At 40.7% G+C, this 14,975-nt stretch carries 16 protein-coding genes and 1 pseudogene; 5 read left to right on the forward strand and 12 right to left on the reverse strand.

Annotation, left to right across the window (positions count from 1 at the left end; genetic code table 11):
• The 8 genes from V7L29_RS12340 to V7L29_RS12375 all read right to left on the reverse strand — a co-directional run.
• Positions 1-968, reverse strand: a 968-nt coding sequence (locus tag V7L29_RS12340; RefSeq protein WP_334735643.1) for an FHA domain-containing protein, incomplete at its 3' end; no start/stop codon positions are given.
• 9 nt (positions 969-977) lie between these two features.
• Entirely contained in the window at positions 978-1,127 is a 150-nt protein-coding gene (locus V7L29_RS12345; RefSeq protein ID WP_334690705.1) for a DUF6760 family protein, read from the reverse strand.
• Entirely contained in the window at positions 1,124-1,501 is a 378-nt protein-coding gene (locus V7L29_RS12350; RefSeq protein WP_334690706.1) for a phage tail assembly protein, read from the reverse strand. Before V7L29_RS12350 ends, V7L29_RS12345 begins: the two co-directional genes overlap by 4 nt.
• A 41-nt stretch (positions 1,502-1,542) precedes the next feature.
• The gene (locus V7L29_RS12355; RefSeq protein WP_334690707.1) at positions 1,543-1,899 is read right to left on the reverse strand and encodes a hypothetical protein; all 357 of its coding nucleotides are present in this window, start codon (positions 1,897-1,899) and stop codon (positions 1,543-1,545) included.
• A gap of 20 nt (positions 1,900-1,919) precedes the next feature.
• The gene (locus tag V7L29_RS12360; RefSeq protein WP_334690708.1) at positions 1,920-2,411 is read right to left on the reverse strand and encodes a phage tail protein; all 492 of its coding nucleotides are present in this window, start codon (positions 2,409-2,411) and stop codon (positions 1,920-1,922) included.
• Positions 2,412-2,442: 31 nt separating this feature from the next.
• Positions 2,443-2,898, reverse strand: a complete 456-nt coding sequence (locus V7L29_RS12365; RefSeq protein WP_334690709.1) for a phage tail protein — start codon at positions 2,896-2,898, stop codon at positions 2,443-2,445.
• A gap of 89 nt (positions 2,899-2,987) precedes the next feature.
• Positions 2,988-4,655 carry a phage tail sheath family protein gene (locus V7L29_RS12370; protein ID WP_334690710.1) on the reverse strand — a complete coding sequence of 556 codons (1,668 nt, stop codon included), beginning with the start codon at positions 4,653-4,655 and terminating at the stop codon, positions 2,988-2,990.
• Positions 4,656-4,744: 89 nt separating this feature from the next.
• Positions 4,745-5,611 carry a Pvc16 family protein gene (locus V7L29_RS12375; protein ID WP_334690711.1) on the reverse strand — a complete coding sequence of 289 codons (867 nt, stop codon included), beginning with the start codon at positions 5,609-5,611 and terminating at the stop codon, positions 4,745-4,747.
• Between the two features lie 241 nt (positions 5,612-5,852).
• On the opposite strand from V7L29_RS12375, the gene V7L29_RS12380 reads away from it, so the two are divergent.
• The 5 genes and pseudogenes from V7L29_RS12380 to V7L29_RS12400 form a co-directional block, all read left to right on the forward strand.
• Positions 5,853-6,974 (forward strand): sensor histidine kinase, encoded by a 1,122-nt coding sequence (locus V7L29_RS12380; protein ID WP_334735644.1) that lies wholly within the window; start codon positions 5,853-5,855, stop codon positions 6,972-6,974.
• A 98-nt stretch (positions 6,975-7,072) separates the two neighbouring features.
• Complete coding sequence (locus tag V7L29_RS12385) at positions 7,073-7,747, forward strand: response regulator transcription factor (protein WP_334690713.1); 675 nt, start codon at positions 7,073-7,075, stop codon at positions 7,745-7,747.
• A gap of 212 nt (positions 7,748-7,959) precedes the next feature.
• A complete protein-coding gene (locus tag V7L29_RS12390) occupies positions 7,960-10,113 on the forward strand; it encodes a serine/threonine protein kinase (RefSeq protein ID WP_334690714.1) in 2,154 nt (717 codons plus the stop codon).
• Complete coding sequence (locus tag V7L29_RS12395; protein WP_334690715.1) at positions 10,091-10,684, forward strand: FHA domain-containing protein; 594 nt, start codon at positions 10,091-10,093, stop codon at positions 10,682-10,684. The genes V7L29_RS12390 and V7L29_RS12395 overlap by 23 nt, the downstream gene beginning before the upstream one ends.
• A 163-nt stretch (positions 10,685-10,847) precedes the next feature.
• A pseudogene (locus V7L29_RS12400) lies at positions 10,848-11,150 on the forward strand (transposase family protein); the annotation flags it as partial.
• 388 nt (positions 11,151-11,538) lie between these two features.
• On the opposite strand, the gene V7L29_RS12405 reads toward V7L29_RS12400, so the two are convergent.
• The 4 genes from V7L29_RS12405 to V7L29_RS12420 are packed head-to-tail and all read right to left on the reverse strand — an operon-like array spanning position 11,539 to position 14,936.
• A complete protein-coding gene (locus V7L29_RS12405; RefSeq protein WP_334690717.1) occupies positions 11,539-12,306 on the reverse strand; it encodes a class I SAM-dependent methyltransferase in 768 nt (255 codons plus the stop codon).
• A 34-nt stretch (positions 12,307-12,340) separates the two neighbouring features.
• Entirely contained in the window at positions 12,341-13,030 is a 690-nt protein-coding gene (locus V7L29_RS12410; protein ID WP_334735645.1) for an SDR family NAD(P)-dependent oxidoreductase, read from the reverse strand.
• Positions 13,031-13,047: 17 nt separating this feature from the next.
• Positions 13,048-13,662, reverse strand: coding sequence for an NAD(P)H-dependent oxidoreductase (locus tag V7L29_RS12415; RefSeq protein ID WP_334735710.1), 615 nt, complete (start codon positions 13,660-13,662; stop codon positions 13,048-13,050).
• Positions 13,638-14,936, reverse strand: a complete 1,299-nt coding sequence (locus tag V7L29_RS12420; RefSeq protein ID WP_334735646.1) for an MFS transporter — start codon at positions 14,934-14,936, stop codon at positions 13,638-13,640. The genes V7L29_RS12415 and V7L29_RS12420 overlap by 25 nt, the downstream gene beginning before the upstream one ends.
• Positions 14,937-14,975: the final 39 nt, after the last annotated feature.

Consider the following 14,975-nt stretch of genomic DNA (forward strand, 5'->3'; position numbering starts at 1 on the left):
TCAGATACCTCATTGTCAGATTCTACATTTGTAATACTCTCGGTTTCGTGTTCTGCACTAGAGATATTATCAGCTTGAACAATGGTATGCTCAGATACCTCATTGTCAGATTCTACATTTGTAATACTCTCGGTTTCGTGTTCTGCACTAGAGATATTATCAGCTTGAACAATGGTATGCTCAGACACCTCATTGTCAGATTCTGCATTTGGAATATTCCCGGTTTCGTATTCTGCACTAGCAATATCATCAGCTTGAACAAGGGTATACTTGTGTGCGTTATTGTCATGTTCTATACTTTGATCGAGAGCTTGAACAATGCTATCAGATTCGTTAGCGTCTACTTCTGCTGTGCCTTGTAAGGGTACATCTGACGCACTTGTTCCATGCAGAGAGTGGATAGCGTTATCAGGTATAACAATATCTTCAGGCTGAATAACAGTTTCTTCAGATTTTTCTATTTCTTCAGAGGTATTGACAATTTCTGGTTCATCATGTTTATTACTGATTTCGGCAGCAGGAACAGAACTATCTGATTCGTTATTAACAGGTTGTAATTCCTGGGGTGCAGTACTGGGATTTTGTTGGCGCCAGTTAGAAAATACCGAAGGATTAATGATTCTAACAACTGTTTCCGCTTGCTGGGTATCAAGTATCTCATCTTCCAGCATCAGCACAAAATCACCTATGCGAATAATATCACCATCTTTGAGCTGGTATGAGTGGTCCTTCTCAGCTAATTTGCCGTTGACTATCGAGCCATTCCGACTACCAACGTCGCAGAAATAATACTTTCCTGCTTGAGCAAAAAATTTCCCATGCAATCGACTAACATCAGTACTATCGAGAACTAAATCAGAATCTGGGGAACGACCAATTAAACATTCGGTTCCTCGTCTGGTTGTGAGAGTTAGGTCAATTTCCTCGAATTCGCTTTGTGTTGGAGATGTAGAAACTTTTACTTTCATATTGATGTTCTAGTTAATTTTCTGGTTAATCTTATTTATTTCTGTTACCCATCGCTGACGAATAATATGTTCTAAATTTAAAATATCGTCTTGCGACCAGTGAAAATGGTAAGCAATAAAAGCTACCTCCTCATATAAAGTATCTAAGGGGTAGCTCATGACTCCCCCGCTAACTCTAACCTCACGTTAAATTGCGTATCACACTCTGGGCAATGCGCTGGGATATTTATATTAGATTGTTGATTGATTCGGTTGTAAAATTCTCTAAGGTAATAAATATCACGCAGTACTAACTCTTCAAGTTGTTCGGGAGTCACAGAGTTCAAACTGCCTAAGCGCGAGATGACGCGCGAAAGCATTATTAAGGCACCGTAAGCTGGATTTTCCTGAACTTTACGTTCTTGCTGTACCCAAAGTTCATCTTTGGCAGTAGCTAAACGCATTACACCATGACGATGTACTCGGTCTTGAGAATCGATTAATCCTCTAGGAAGCGTAAAATTGAATTCAGTACAAAGTTCCTTACGGCGCATAAATAATAATGTAGAAACGCGATATATAGCGTCTTCAATTCTTAGTTTTGTGGAGTTTTCAGATTCCCTACTTCTTGAAGAACTAGGGAATCTGATGGGGGAGTTGCTGGTTCCAAACCGTTGATTTGACGGTAAAAATCTTGGAGGTAATTTAAATCCTCGCTAAAGAAGTTCTCTACTATTGCAGGAGTAACTTCAGATAAGGCACCTAAACAAGTAATTACACGTGCCAAAATAATAATCGTGGCATAAGCTGGATTAGCTTTAACACGTGGGTCACGTAAAGGAGAAATTTCGTCTATCGCTGTTGATAATCGCATCGTACCTTTACGATGGAGGTTGCCATCGGAGTCTATATACCCTTTTGGCAATGTAATCTCAAACTCTGTAGCAAACATAGTCTGTATTCAACCTCCAATTATTTCACCCGTTTAAATTCCTCAAAAGCCACTTCGACTTCCTCTATTTCTATTTCTGTGCTACGTGCATTGACATCGGCAATTTTGTAACGAGTGGGCCAAGCACCTGCTAATTCAAATCTGGCAACTTCAATACTTGCTTGATTGTAAATCGACAAAGCAACCAGTTTTCGTTGCTTTGCCCATTGACCTGTTTGCACTTTGTCAAACCAGTTCCAAAAATCTACTGAGTTGGTCATACCTCTACGAAGAGTAATATTGCCACTCTTGACATTGCCTGGAATCTTGGTTCTGACTGCTAAACCTTTAGATTGTCCGGTTCCCCAACTTTGGGAAGTAACTTCACAAATTTCAATTACATCTTGCGTCCTTGTAAAACCTTGACAGTCTAAGAAGTAAGCATCAGCTTCATTTTGCCCGTCTAGCGTTAGCCCTAAATAGAAACGATGTGCAGTAAGAATCTCAGGATTTTTCCCACCTGCTTGTACCACTGTTTACTCTTCCCCCTTTACTCCTTCTTTCTTACATTTCACGTTTAATACCTTCGTGAACTAGTTCAATTGTTTCATTTGCCATATCCCCACCAGATGCGGTTAAAGTTGGTCCTGTGTATTTACAGGGATAACAACTTTTTATAACCCAGCGCGCTTTTTCAGTACCTTGTTGATCGTAAGCAACTACTGAAGCACCCTTGCGATTTTGCTGCCACTGCCTAGGGTCTCCCATATCTTCGTTACACTTTTGATACCACTTATATAGGTCTGTATCATCAGTCGCTATAACTTTTATTGTTATATTAGTAAATTTGACGACAGTAGGTGTTGCTTGCCGGAAAATCTTTCCTTGTCTTGATGAGCCATGAACTTCTTGAGCGGGGGTATTTTCTATACCTAAGCCGCTTATTTCTTTGATAAATTTATCTGTTATTCCGTCTGCTTCAAAGTAAAATTTACAAGCAGTAAGCATTTCTCCTGGCATACTGTCCTAACTCCTACGTAATTAGTTATTTGTTCAAATGAATCATTCGTCAAAACACAATTTTGGTAGAGACGCAATTAATTGCGTCTCTACTGTTGTTCGTTGTCTTCAATTCCGTTCCACTGACTGATACGGAGGATAACGAATTCTGCTGGTCTAACGGGACATACACCGACTTCGATGTATAAACGGCCTAGAATTCTGGTGTCTGGCGGGTTTAATTCTTCGTCGCATTTGACGTAAAATGCCTGTTCGGGTGAGGCTCCAAATAATGCTCCTTCACGCCAGATTCTTTCCAGGAAGTTACTGACAGTTCGTCGCACGCGTGCCCACAAATCTTCGTCATTTGGCTCGAATACTACCCATTGAGTACCTAGTTCTAAAGATTTTTCGATATAGCTAATCAATCTCCGAACACTGATATAACGCCATTCGGTTTTATCGGGTTCAACCAATGTACGGGCGCCCCAAATCCGAATGCCTCGATTCGGAAATCTACGGATACAATTTATACCTATGGGATTTAAAAGTTCTTGTTCGCGGAAATTGGTGTCGTAGTCTAAACCAATTACACCTCTAGGTACTTCGTTAGCAGGTGCCTTGTAAACTCCACGAGTTTCATCGGTACGACCCCAAACACCCATAACATGACCGCAAGGAGGAACACTGATCGGGTTGCCGCGATCGCGTGGGTTAGCGACTTTAATCCAAGGATAATAAAGTGCGCCGAACATTGAACGGCGATTAAATCGGTTCAACCATTCTACAACCTGCTGCGGTTTGGGACAGTCAGGGGGAGAATCAAGAACTACCATGCGGTTGGGCGGGTTAGGAATATCCCCAGTGTTGGCGCCTTCGCACATGCTAATCATCAATTCCATGATGCCATGAACTTGATCTAAGTTCATCAATCCTGATTGATACGCACGCATCAAGTCAGGACAAGCAACCATTGTGATTTCATCGATTTCAAATAGTCCGCGTACCCCTGTACGGTCGTCGCGTACACCCTCGATATCGCTGGAAAAACTATCGGGCGCCGTGGCAACTATTGGTGCTGCAAGTTCGTATTGACCATTCCCAGGACGACGCGCTAAAGGTTGTCCAGTTTGAGAAATGTCTTCGATGGTTATAAACATTGAATTTCGCAATGCCGCAACCGCATAAGTTGCAAATTGAGCATTGCCTTCGCGGTTCATTGTCAAGTTGTCATATTCTTCGAGAATTTCATCTCCTCGACGAATTTGCACCTTAAAGTATTCACCTGTATTCGGTGGGGCAGACCCTTCTGTTCCTTCTGGTAACACACGAGGTCCACTATCGCTAACATTGATTATAATGGTGCCTGCTGCAACTTGTTCCGGACGCATATTAAAACGTAGCGACGGACGATTGCCTCGACCAGTAATCCGAAGTGAAGCTGGTTGTGGATCTGGTGGTTTAGGGGCGCCGGGTAAAGAAGTGCCAATACTAGTAATCCAGCAGCGGCCACCACCATTCATAAAGTAGCCATAAACTGCAAAAGGTAAATAAGCATTAAAATCAGTAAAACCATCCGAATTGAGACGAGAAAAATAGTTTAAAAACTGTGTCCAGTTAGTAACAAGCATTGGCTTGAACAATTCAGCCCCACCGCGCACATCTTCAGTAAAGCCCACAAATCCAGCAATTGCCGTACTAACACCTTCGATTGGACGACTACCTCGGTCTATTTCTTCGATATAGACACCCGGAGCAAAATAATCAAGTCTTGCCATAAAAATATCTCCAATGTAAAAATTTAATCAACTATTTGTAGAGATGCAATACGCATCTCTATGCAGCCTCTACGCGGGATTTCACGTCTCTAAGCGGGATTTAATGAGATTTCTTTGAAGGTACAGCTTAAACCATCTACCAATGCATTGACTTGACGGGACGAATATCCCGGACTGTTAATTTGTAATATATAGTTACCATTACGAAGTTCTTCAAAGTAAAACAACCCTTCTTTAGTAGTAGTAGTTGATTTTTTCGTTCCGATCACCTCAACTTTTGCTTCCTTCATCGGTAAATTGGTAACAGCATTTTTAACTATTCCTGCAACCACTACCCGCTTGGTGAGACTTTCAATACTTCCATTTCTATGAACACTTCCATTTTCAAGTTCAAGTTGAAAATTATTATGCAGTCCCATAGTTCGTTCCCAAACTAAAGACACTAAAGATACTTGCGGCTCTATAGGAACTGTTACCATCAGATACAAAGCTGGACGTAAAGCGATAGTTAGTGCACTCCACAAAGACCCAGGTTCGATTTGGGGTTCTACAGCAACCGTCATATTCAAATTTCCATAACCGCGCAATTCAGGAACCAGATATTCTTCCTTGAGGGCACGGTGGCGCAGTAGTATACTTAAAGCTTGTGAAAGTAGGTAATGCTCACCTAAAGCCGTTCGATCCCAAGCCGTTAATAGCATAGAAACATCAACCCAAGTCGGAGACCAATTCACAGAAGCAGGTTGCAAAGCTTGTGTCAGCTTGCGTTCAACTTGCCTTCCCGAATGTTGGATTTGCTTACTCTCACGAATGTCATAGACGTACAAATTGAGAATCGCTCCTCCACCTTCTTCTTTACGATTACTCGGATGACTAAACTCAATTTGCTCGGTGCTAGAAAGCGATGTTCCTCCAGCGAGAATTCCTGCTAGGGTTTGAAGAATAAAAATAATCATGTAAGCATGATGTCCATACTTGCTACTAACGCTTCTTAGATATATCTAGGTTATATGAATGCAAACTCTTGTGTTAATTAGACTTTTGTCGAGATTTCATCCAAACTCGAAAATAATTACGAAATATTAAAAAATATAAAGGAATGTTACTAATACTGCTATTTGCTGGGTAAAATGACGTAATCATCTAGTAATTAAAAGTAGAGGGAAACTAATATCTAATGTAAAAGTGAGTAAAGCAATGGCTGTCAGCTTCTCTATCGAAAAAGAAAAAAGTAACTGTGATGATTCACACGCACTTGTTACAGAAACTTTAATTAGGCTACAAGCAGAACAACTTACCTTTCATTCCCCAATTTTCTTTGTACGTATAGTTTGCTACAATCAGTTGCTAAAAAAATTTCAAGAAACAATTGAATACGCAGATAATCAACCTCGCTTTTCTCAACGAGAGATAGCATATTTACGGTCGGAAACTTGGTTAACTGATTTTCCCCATGTTTGGAATGTACATGAATTTCAACTTACCCAGTTACCAGAATCTTTTTCTTACATCTGTCCGATCGGCTATAGGAATCAAAAGCCAGAATATATTCAAGTAATCACTCATGCACCTCTTTCGGCAAAATCGCAGCATTACGTCAAAAATGCAGCCCAAATTCTCAGTAAATATATAGATACATGCTCAGATAATTTTCAACAAAAGTCTAAGACTGAGATATTAGAACATCTACTTCAAAAAGTCGGTCATCAATTGCGGAATAATATCGCTTTAGTAAAACTTTACGCACACAATTTATTTTTGGGCTTACAAGATAATTCTTGGCAAGAGCAAGCAGCAGTCATTTGCGAGAGCGTGAATGATTTAGATACCAATCTAACCAATATAATTTCCTGTGGTCAAGAGTCAAATTTAAAAATAATTCATCAAGACCTTAGAACTTTAGTAGACGAAAGTATAAAATACCTTCAGCCGTTAATTAATCAAAAACAATTAAAAGTTAACATTCCTGATACATCTGCTACATTACCTTTAGATAGGTTACAGATGAAGCAAGTTTTTGATAATTTACTTAGTAATGCAATTCACTTTAGCCCTAATTGCGGCGTCATCACCTTTAGTTGGCAGGCTTTTCACGAAGAAGTATTAATTAAAATTTCAGACCAAGGGCAAGGAATTTCACCCTTAGATATGCAAAAAATTTTCAATCCGTTTTATTCACTGCGCCCTAGTGGTACAGGATTGGGTCTAACTATAGCCCAAAAAATTGTATTAGACCATTATGGAAATCTTTGGGCACATAATTTACCGGGAAGAGGGGCACAATTTTGTTTGATTTTACCTACTAAAAAGAAATATTAATAGGACGGGTGGGACTGCCCATCTTACAAGATTACTCATTGTATTAAATTATTGCGGAGTGGGCATCTTTGCTCGCCCCATCACTAAATGAAAAGATTATGAAAAATAAACAAATTTCGATTTTACTTGTAGATGATGAAGAGCGTTTTCGTCAAGGGTTACGAACTCTCTTGAATTTTTATAGTACTAGTGCTTCATTACCTCTAAATGTTATAGGTGAAGCAGATTGTGTTGAGCAAGTTGTGAAATTAACGGTTCAAAAGAGTCCCGATCTAATTTTGCTCGATTTGGAATTGGTTAATAGTGATGGAATGACAGCTATGGAACGCTTGAAAGATATTTCTTACTCTGGTCAGGTTTTGGTTTTATCTGCCCACCAAGAAGATAAGTGGATTTTTCAAGCTATGCAAAAAGGTGCCGCTGGCTATGTTTTTAAAAGTCGTGTGGCAAATCAGCTTTGTGATGCAATTAATACAGTACTTAAGTCAGAAGTTTATTTGCCGCCAGAAGCGGCAAGTGGTTTTTTTCGATGTTTTCAAGAAAATGCGAGTTCCGTCTATAAAGCATCTTCGCAGTTACATCTAACCGAAAGAGAACAAGAAGTTTTACAATTATTGACTCAAGGTTCCTCAAACGAAGAAATAGCAAAAAATTTGTATATAACTGTAGCCACAGTTAAAGCTCATCTGACTAATATTTTTGAGAAATTGAAAGTTAATAGTAGGACTCAGGCAATTGTCGCTGCTATCAAATTAGGACTGATTCAAGCTTAGAGGATATTTGAAAAGTTTTTGGCTGTGATTTTAGGCACTTGTTGATCTCCCCTAACCCCCCTTAAAAAGGGGGAACCGGAATCAAAGTTCCCCAATTTATCGGGGGGATTTAGGAGGATCTAAAACTTTTGATACCGATAAGAGGACTTTTAAAACAACCTCTTAGTTTAGATATTGGATTCAAAGAGTTTTATTAGTTGAATAGGTTCATTATGTCTTCTACCGAATTATTTTACAAAGAGTATCCCTGTTCTTACAATTCTCTATTGGATTGCGAGAACATAATAAAAACTTTGCAGGAAGTTAAGGACGCCAAGTTTTGTTTTGAGTGTGGTTTTCCGGCACTTTTACCAGAGGAAGCTGAGATTAAAGGGTATAGAGGTAGCTATCAAGTAACAAAGTTTCTCGGTGTCCGCGGATTTGGACGTTTATATTCAGGTATACAGTTAAAAGACAAACAGCCAGTGATTATTAAAGAGTATTTATTACCTAGTCGTACTTTTAACCAAGATGAGACATTGCAACGAAAAGAAACCTTTAGACGTATAGGAGGGATAGATTTAGCAGATGGTCGAGTTCAAAACTTTCGTTTAATTCAAACCTGGGAAGCTATTAGTCCCGAAAAGGGAGAACGCTGTTATTTAATTACTAAAGATGTACAACCATCCCAAACGCTAAAGCAGTACTTGAAGCGAAATGGTGGAATGAGTCCAAGCCAAGTCCGTGAGTTTTTGAGTGAGGTGCTACAAACTTTAGAATTTATGCACACCCAAAAGCTGCGTTTTCCCTCGAATCAAATACAGCGGGGTTTAGAGCATGGCAATATTAATTTAGATAGCGTATTAATTAAAGTTGAAAATAAAGAAAGATTTGTAGTGTACCTATGTGATGTCGCTATCTGGGAAAATCTGTTTATTCCTCCTAGCATTCCTCAACCCGCAGCTAAAACGCACATGCGGGATTTAGAATCTTTAGGGTTAGTCGCGTTTCAGCTATGGGTTGGGCAAACGCAGCTTGACCCTAAAGACCATCAAGTATGGCCCGATAATGATAATTATTTAAAACAGTTTCTCTATCGTTTGCTTTCTTTAGATACTCCTTACGGAAGTACAGAAATTGCACGTCAAGAACTGCTAAGGCTTCGACAACCCGATGAAAGCAATAATTTCCAACCTTATGCTGACTCTCAAGAACAGAAAAAGCGCTTTCCAAAAAAATATTGGTTATTGCTAGCAGTACTGACTTTTTTATTGTTAGGAGGCGCTATATTGTATTACTTTTGGCAGTTTTCTAAACTAGATGAAGACCAATACTTAGAATGGCGAGGACTTATACAAAATTTTTCTAAAGTAGATAACGTATCTTCAGGTAAATTTATTTATACAGGAGAACAAAATGGCACTTGGAGTCACATTTTGGAACAAGCACCTGATAACACAAAGAAATTAAACGAGATATTAATCAATCCAAAACCAGATGCAAAAGCAACATTTATCTATAAACCAGATAAGTCTAGCGATATAGCAAGAGTTAGTCAACCTATAAAAGAAGTGCAAGTAAAAGTAGGAGAAGAAATGCAAAAAGTTCCAAAAGACTTTGCAATAACGACTTTATTCGACGATATCACACCTGATATGAATCAACAGCAAGTTGCTTATGATGGTTTACTGGTTTTTGTGGCATTTAGTCGGAACGATTCTAGTCTCCATAAAGCATTGGATGGAAAAATCTCTCTTAAACAACTACGTGATATATATACAGGAACAGTTACAGACTGGCGTGAAATTAACGAAAATGTTCCGAATCTTAAAATTGAACCTTATGTTCCGATCGAACCAGAAGCTATACAGCAATTCAAAAAGCTAGTTCTTAAAAACAATCCACAGGATATAGCTTTATTTGATAAAATTGCCAAAACTCGAACCCAAAATACAGGTGTTACCCAAACACAGATTAGTACTGCAAACAATAATGGACAGACTACTGGTATTATAAGTTTCGGTATTTTTAGTAAAACTTTGACTCAGTGTTCAGGTTACCCCCTAGCAATAGTTAATAACAACCAAAAGATTCAACCGCTCTTAGATCGCACTACAAAACAACCACTTGAACCTTCTGATAACTTCTGTGATAGACCAGATTTTGATACCAGGAGATTTCAGCCAAATGGAACAGCAAATTATCCTTTGGGTTATCCACTGTATGTAGTGTATCCTAAAGACAATACTCGTCAGTCAGGAGGTTCTACTTTTGCTAATATGCTAATAACCCGTCAAGGTCAGTGTTTACTTACTAAGTCAGGTCTTGTCCCTTTACAACCTGTGCCTAATGATATAAGAAATTATGCCTGCAAATCGGTGCCCTAACCCTAGCTGCGAATATTTTAATCGTGCCTTGCCAAACAATGCCAAGGTATGTCCCTGGTGTTCGACTCCTTTAGGTAATGTAATTCCTGCTACACCAAGTAACCCAACCAATTCACAACCAGTTCAACCACAAGCAATACCAGGGCAATCAAGTTATCAACCTCCTACTTACGTAACACAACAGCAAGAGCGTGGATACTCACCCCCAACATACCTTCCCCCCTCCATACCTCCACCAAGGCTGCCAGTTTTGAAGCTTGTCCACTATACCGGCAGAGAGTTTCATTTGTCCGGAGAAGGTGGTTCAATCGGGCGTAGAAGTCAAAGTATGCCAACTCCACCAGAAATTGACCTAACTGGCATTCCTCAAGAAGGAGTTGTTTCTCGCCGACATGCCCGTATATTTTGGGACTGGTCACAGAATGTTTATATGATTGTTGATACAAGTACAAATGGTATTTATTTAAACGGTAATCTTCTTAATTCTGGTGTATCTTACCGTCTACTCAACGGTGATTCTTTACAGCTTGGTCAAGATGGTCTAGTTACTTTTACGATAGTAGTAATGTAATTATACCCTACATATAGAGACCGAATTGGAGCAATGCTGTAACAATGAGGTGCTAAAATCTGGGATGTAAATAGCCAATTTCAGAATGCGATTACCTCCGGCAAGCTACGCGATCGCAACCAAAATATTTGATTTTGTTGATAATTAAGAAGCGGCAGTAGATCAACACCAGCACGTGTTGGTATTGAGTCAGGCGCCTGAAGGGAAGCTACACGATAAAAAATTTCATGATCAAGAAGATATTGTGCCCAGGGTGCCTGACGAAATTCCGATTGAACTAAATTTGGAGTTTCTCGGAGTCCAAAAGCAGTATGACAATATCCGCATTCCGCACAAAAAACCTAGAGGTGGAAAATTGACCCAGGAACAAAAAGCCTCCAATCGAGAATTGAGCCAATCTCGTGTAGTATGTGAAGGCAGCATGAAAATTACATTAGAAACCACAGAAATCAGAATTTCAACCTAACCCTAAATTATTTCCTAACAACTCTATTGTATCCAGTTAAAGACTTACAGCGTTTTTCAGGGAAATGAGGTACACAGGTAGGGGTACAACAATGTTGTGCCCTTACAATAATCTGTACCTCACTAAGTTGCAATCTGCTGTATCCCTCTTTTGTCACTTTCCATAGATAAAAATCTGAAATACTTGCTGCACAAGGGTTTCAGTCTAAAGCAATGATAACGTTTATCATATTAGGAAATAAAGTCACAAACCCAGTCCCAGTCAAAGTTTTAAACATTCCTTTTGATTTTTGTTTTCGGAGAGTGACAAAAGCGGGGTATCATTAAGACCGCAGGTCTTGGTGGGGGAAAAAGAATTTTCCGATTTTTGCAGTGACCATTATACTTTTTCATAGCGGTGATTTGGCGATCGCTGCCCAAACTCTATGGTGAACCGGAAGAATTGGTGTGGGATATTTTGCTTCGAGTAATGTTGCCAATTCCTGGTCAAATACTTCTATTTTTGCTGGTGTCAAGCTGCCTCCCACACCAGCACTACCACGAATTCGCCTCCGCCAATCTTCGTGTGTATAAGACACAAATACATCGTAAGAAAATGTGCGGATTTCTCGGAATTCTCTTTCTCCAATGTCTTGTAACCACAGGGGATATAATCCATTACCGCCGTCCAGTGTCCACGCTGGATTATGAGCCTTAATCAATTGTTCTGTTGCTTCAACTACATTACCTTTTAAGGGTATCCAATCAAAATGAGCGATCGCAATCAAGCCATTTCTTCTCAATATCCGAGTAATTTCCTGGATGACGCGCGGACGGTCAAACCAATGCCAACACTGTCCAGCGGTGACCACATCCGCACTTGCATCTGGTAACTCAGTATTCTCGGCAGTTGCGACTCGATAATCTACTTTGAGTTGGGCAGATTCGCTTAACTGTCTGGCTTGTTCTAAAAGTGATAGTGATAAGTCTATGCCAATCACGTAAGCACCTCTATTCGCAAAGCCCCGCGCTAGTGTTCCTGTTCCTGTGCCAAGGTCAACAATGTTCTGCCCTGGTAAACCTATACCATATTCAGACAGTTTGTTAAATAATGAACTGGGAAAGCCAGCGCGGTGTTTTGCATAATCAGTAGTAGTTGCACCAAAATCAATTCTCATACCTGCAAAACTATCTTTTTAACAGTTGTCTAGGCTAGAAGGTCTCTACCCACGGACGTAGTTCTACCTCCCATGTCCAAGCACTACGGGGTTGGCGGAGAATACTGAGATAAGTTTGAGCGATCGCATCCGGGTCAAGAGTACTATCAGGTTTATCTACTGGATCTTGGCGGTCTGTGGAGCGGATTCCACCATCAATCACGAAATGCGCTACATGGATATTTTTTGGTGCTAATTCTCTAGCAATACTCTGAGCCAAACCGCGCAGTGCAAATTTACCCATTGCAAAGGGAGCAGATAGAGGATAACCCTTAACACTTGCTGAGGCTCCAGTAAAAAATATAGCACCGCCGCCAAGTTGCAAAAACCTTTTGGTAGCAGCTTGAGCCACAAGAAAGCCTCCATAAGCAGTTACATCTAAAGTTTTTGCCACCTCACCAGGGTCTAGATCAACAAGAGGCCCCCGCACCCGGAAACTGGGATTGTAAACGACAATATTCGGGGAACCGACTTTATTTTCAACATCAATAAATAACTGTTCTACTTCCTCTGCTTTTGAGACATCAGCAGCAAAACTAACTGCGCCAATTTCACTGCTCAATTGAGTGAGTTTTTCAATTTGGCGAGCCGCTAAAGCGACGGTGAATCCTTCTTTGGCAAATAGGCGAGCTAAAGAAGCGCTCAGTCCACTACCTGCACCGACAATTAAAGCTGTTGTTGCCATAAATTTAATTCTCCTTGTTAGAAATTTTTAGCCAGTTCATAAGTTTCCGACAGCATTTGTTCTCGGTCTGCTTGCGAAATATATGGCACACCATAAAAGGGCTTATAAATAATGTTTTGAATGCCACAGAACTGTAAAGTACTTTCCATCATGGTGTGTCGGAGTACATCCTTATCAGTGCCGATGTGTGTAAACATTGCTTCTGTGCCGCCAGTGGTCTGAAAGATGATGGCTTTTTTATGCATGAGTAAACCTTTGATACCATCGGCATCTATATCAAAGGCAAAGCCTTGTAAAAACACCCGATCAATCCAGCCTTTGAGAATAGCTGGACAGTCATACCACCAAATGGGGTAAATGAAAATAAGTCCCTCAGCCCAAAGAATATCTTGTTGTTCTTTTAAGATATCATCTGGCGTTTTTCCGTTGGCAATTTGCTCGAAATCTTCGGCATCAAGGGTAATTTTTAAAGATAAAGTATAAAGATCCTTAATTTTGGGAGTATGATCGGCTTGTTTGAGTCCAGTTACCACAGAGTCAAGAATGGCGTGATTAAAACTATTGGGATTTGGGTGGGCATAAACGATTAAGACATTTATCTTACATACTAAGAATTGAGTGTGACTGAAGATAAGTGTGAATTGCCCTTAGTGGGACTTTGACCAATTTGCAGTACACAAACTGCGGCAATCAAACAGAGAATGCCTGATAAAATAAACGCTTGTAAATAACTACCCGTCCAAGTTCTCAACACTCCGGCTCCGAATGCTGCTGTGGCTGCACCGAGCTGGTGTCCTGCTACAATCCAACCGAACATTACGCCGACATTTTCTTTACCAAAGACATTAGCAACAAGACGTACTGTAGGTGGTACGGTGGCAATCCAATCAAGTCCATAGAAGACGGCGAAAATGGAAAGTCCATAGAAGGAAAAGTTGAAACTGAAGGGTAAGAAAATCAAAGACAAACCCCGTAATCCGTAGTACCAAAACAATAAGTAGCGATTGTTCCAGCGGTCAGATAGCCAACCGGACATAGTAGTTCCAAAAAAATCGAATAGTCCCATGATTGCCAAAAGATCAGCAGCCTTGACTTCAGGGATACCGTGGTCAATACAAGCGGGAATTAGATGAGTGCCAATCAGCCCATTTGTGCTAGCACCGCAGATAAAAAAGCTACCAAATAACAGCCAGAAGTCTTGATTACGCATTCCCAGCCACAGGGCATTCAGGGTGGAGGTGATGGAATTCACTCTCGGCTGTGAGACTTCCACCGTTTCGCTGTTGTCGCCAAAGGCCCGCAAACCGACATCTGCCGGACGATCGCGCATAAAGGCTGCGATCGCTGGAATAATTAAAAGTGCTGCACCACTAAGAGCTAGAGCCGCAGTTCGCCACCCAAAGCGATCGGCTACTGAAGCCAGCATCGGCAGAAACACTAGTTGCCCCGTGGCTGTACTGGCAGTTAAAATGCCCAGAACTAGACCCCGCTTTTCCAAAAACCAGCGATTGACGACAATAGCACCCAAAACCAGGGCGATAATTCCGCTACCACAACCGACAACTACACCCCACAGCAAGACTAGTTGCCAGGAAGCTGACATCAAAGTGGTTAAACCGACACCGAGAGCAATGACAGCAAGTGAGAACACCATCATCCGGCGAATCCCGATCCGCTCCATAAGTGTGGCGGCAAAAGGGCCAATTAATCCGTAAAGTACTAAATTAATGGAGATTGCCAAAGATATAGTAGCTCTACTCCAGCCGAACTCCTGTTCGAGAGGGACTATAAATACTCCGGGAGCAGAGCGAATTCCGGCTGCAACCAACAAGGCTAGGAATGTTAAACCCGCGACGAGCCAGCCATAGTGAAAGGAACGACGCACTAAGAAGGAGGCTAAGGACATGGTTTGGAGTGGGGAGTGGGGGCAGGGGGCAGGGAGCAG

It is taken from the genome of Nostoc sp., assembly GCF_036916575.1.
GTDB lineage: Bacteria > Cyanobacteriota > Cyanobacteriia > Cyanobacteriales > Nostocaceae > Nostoc.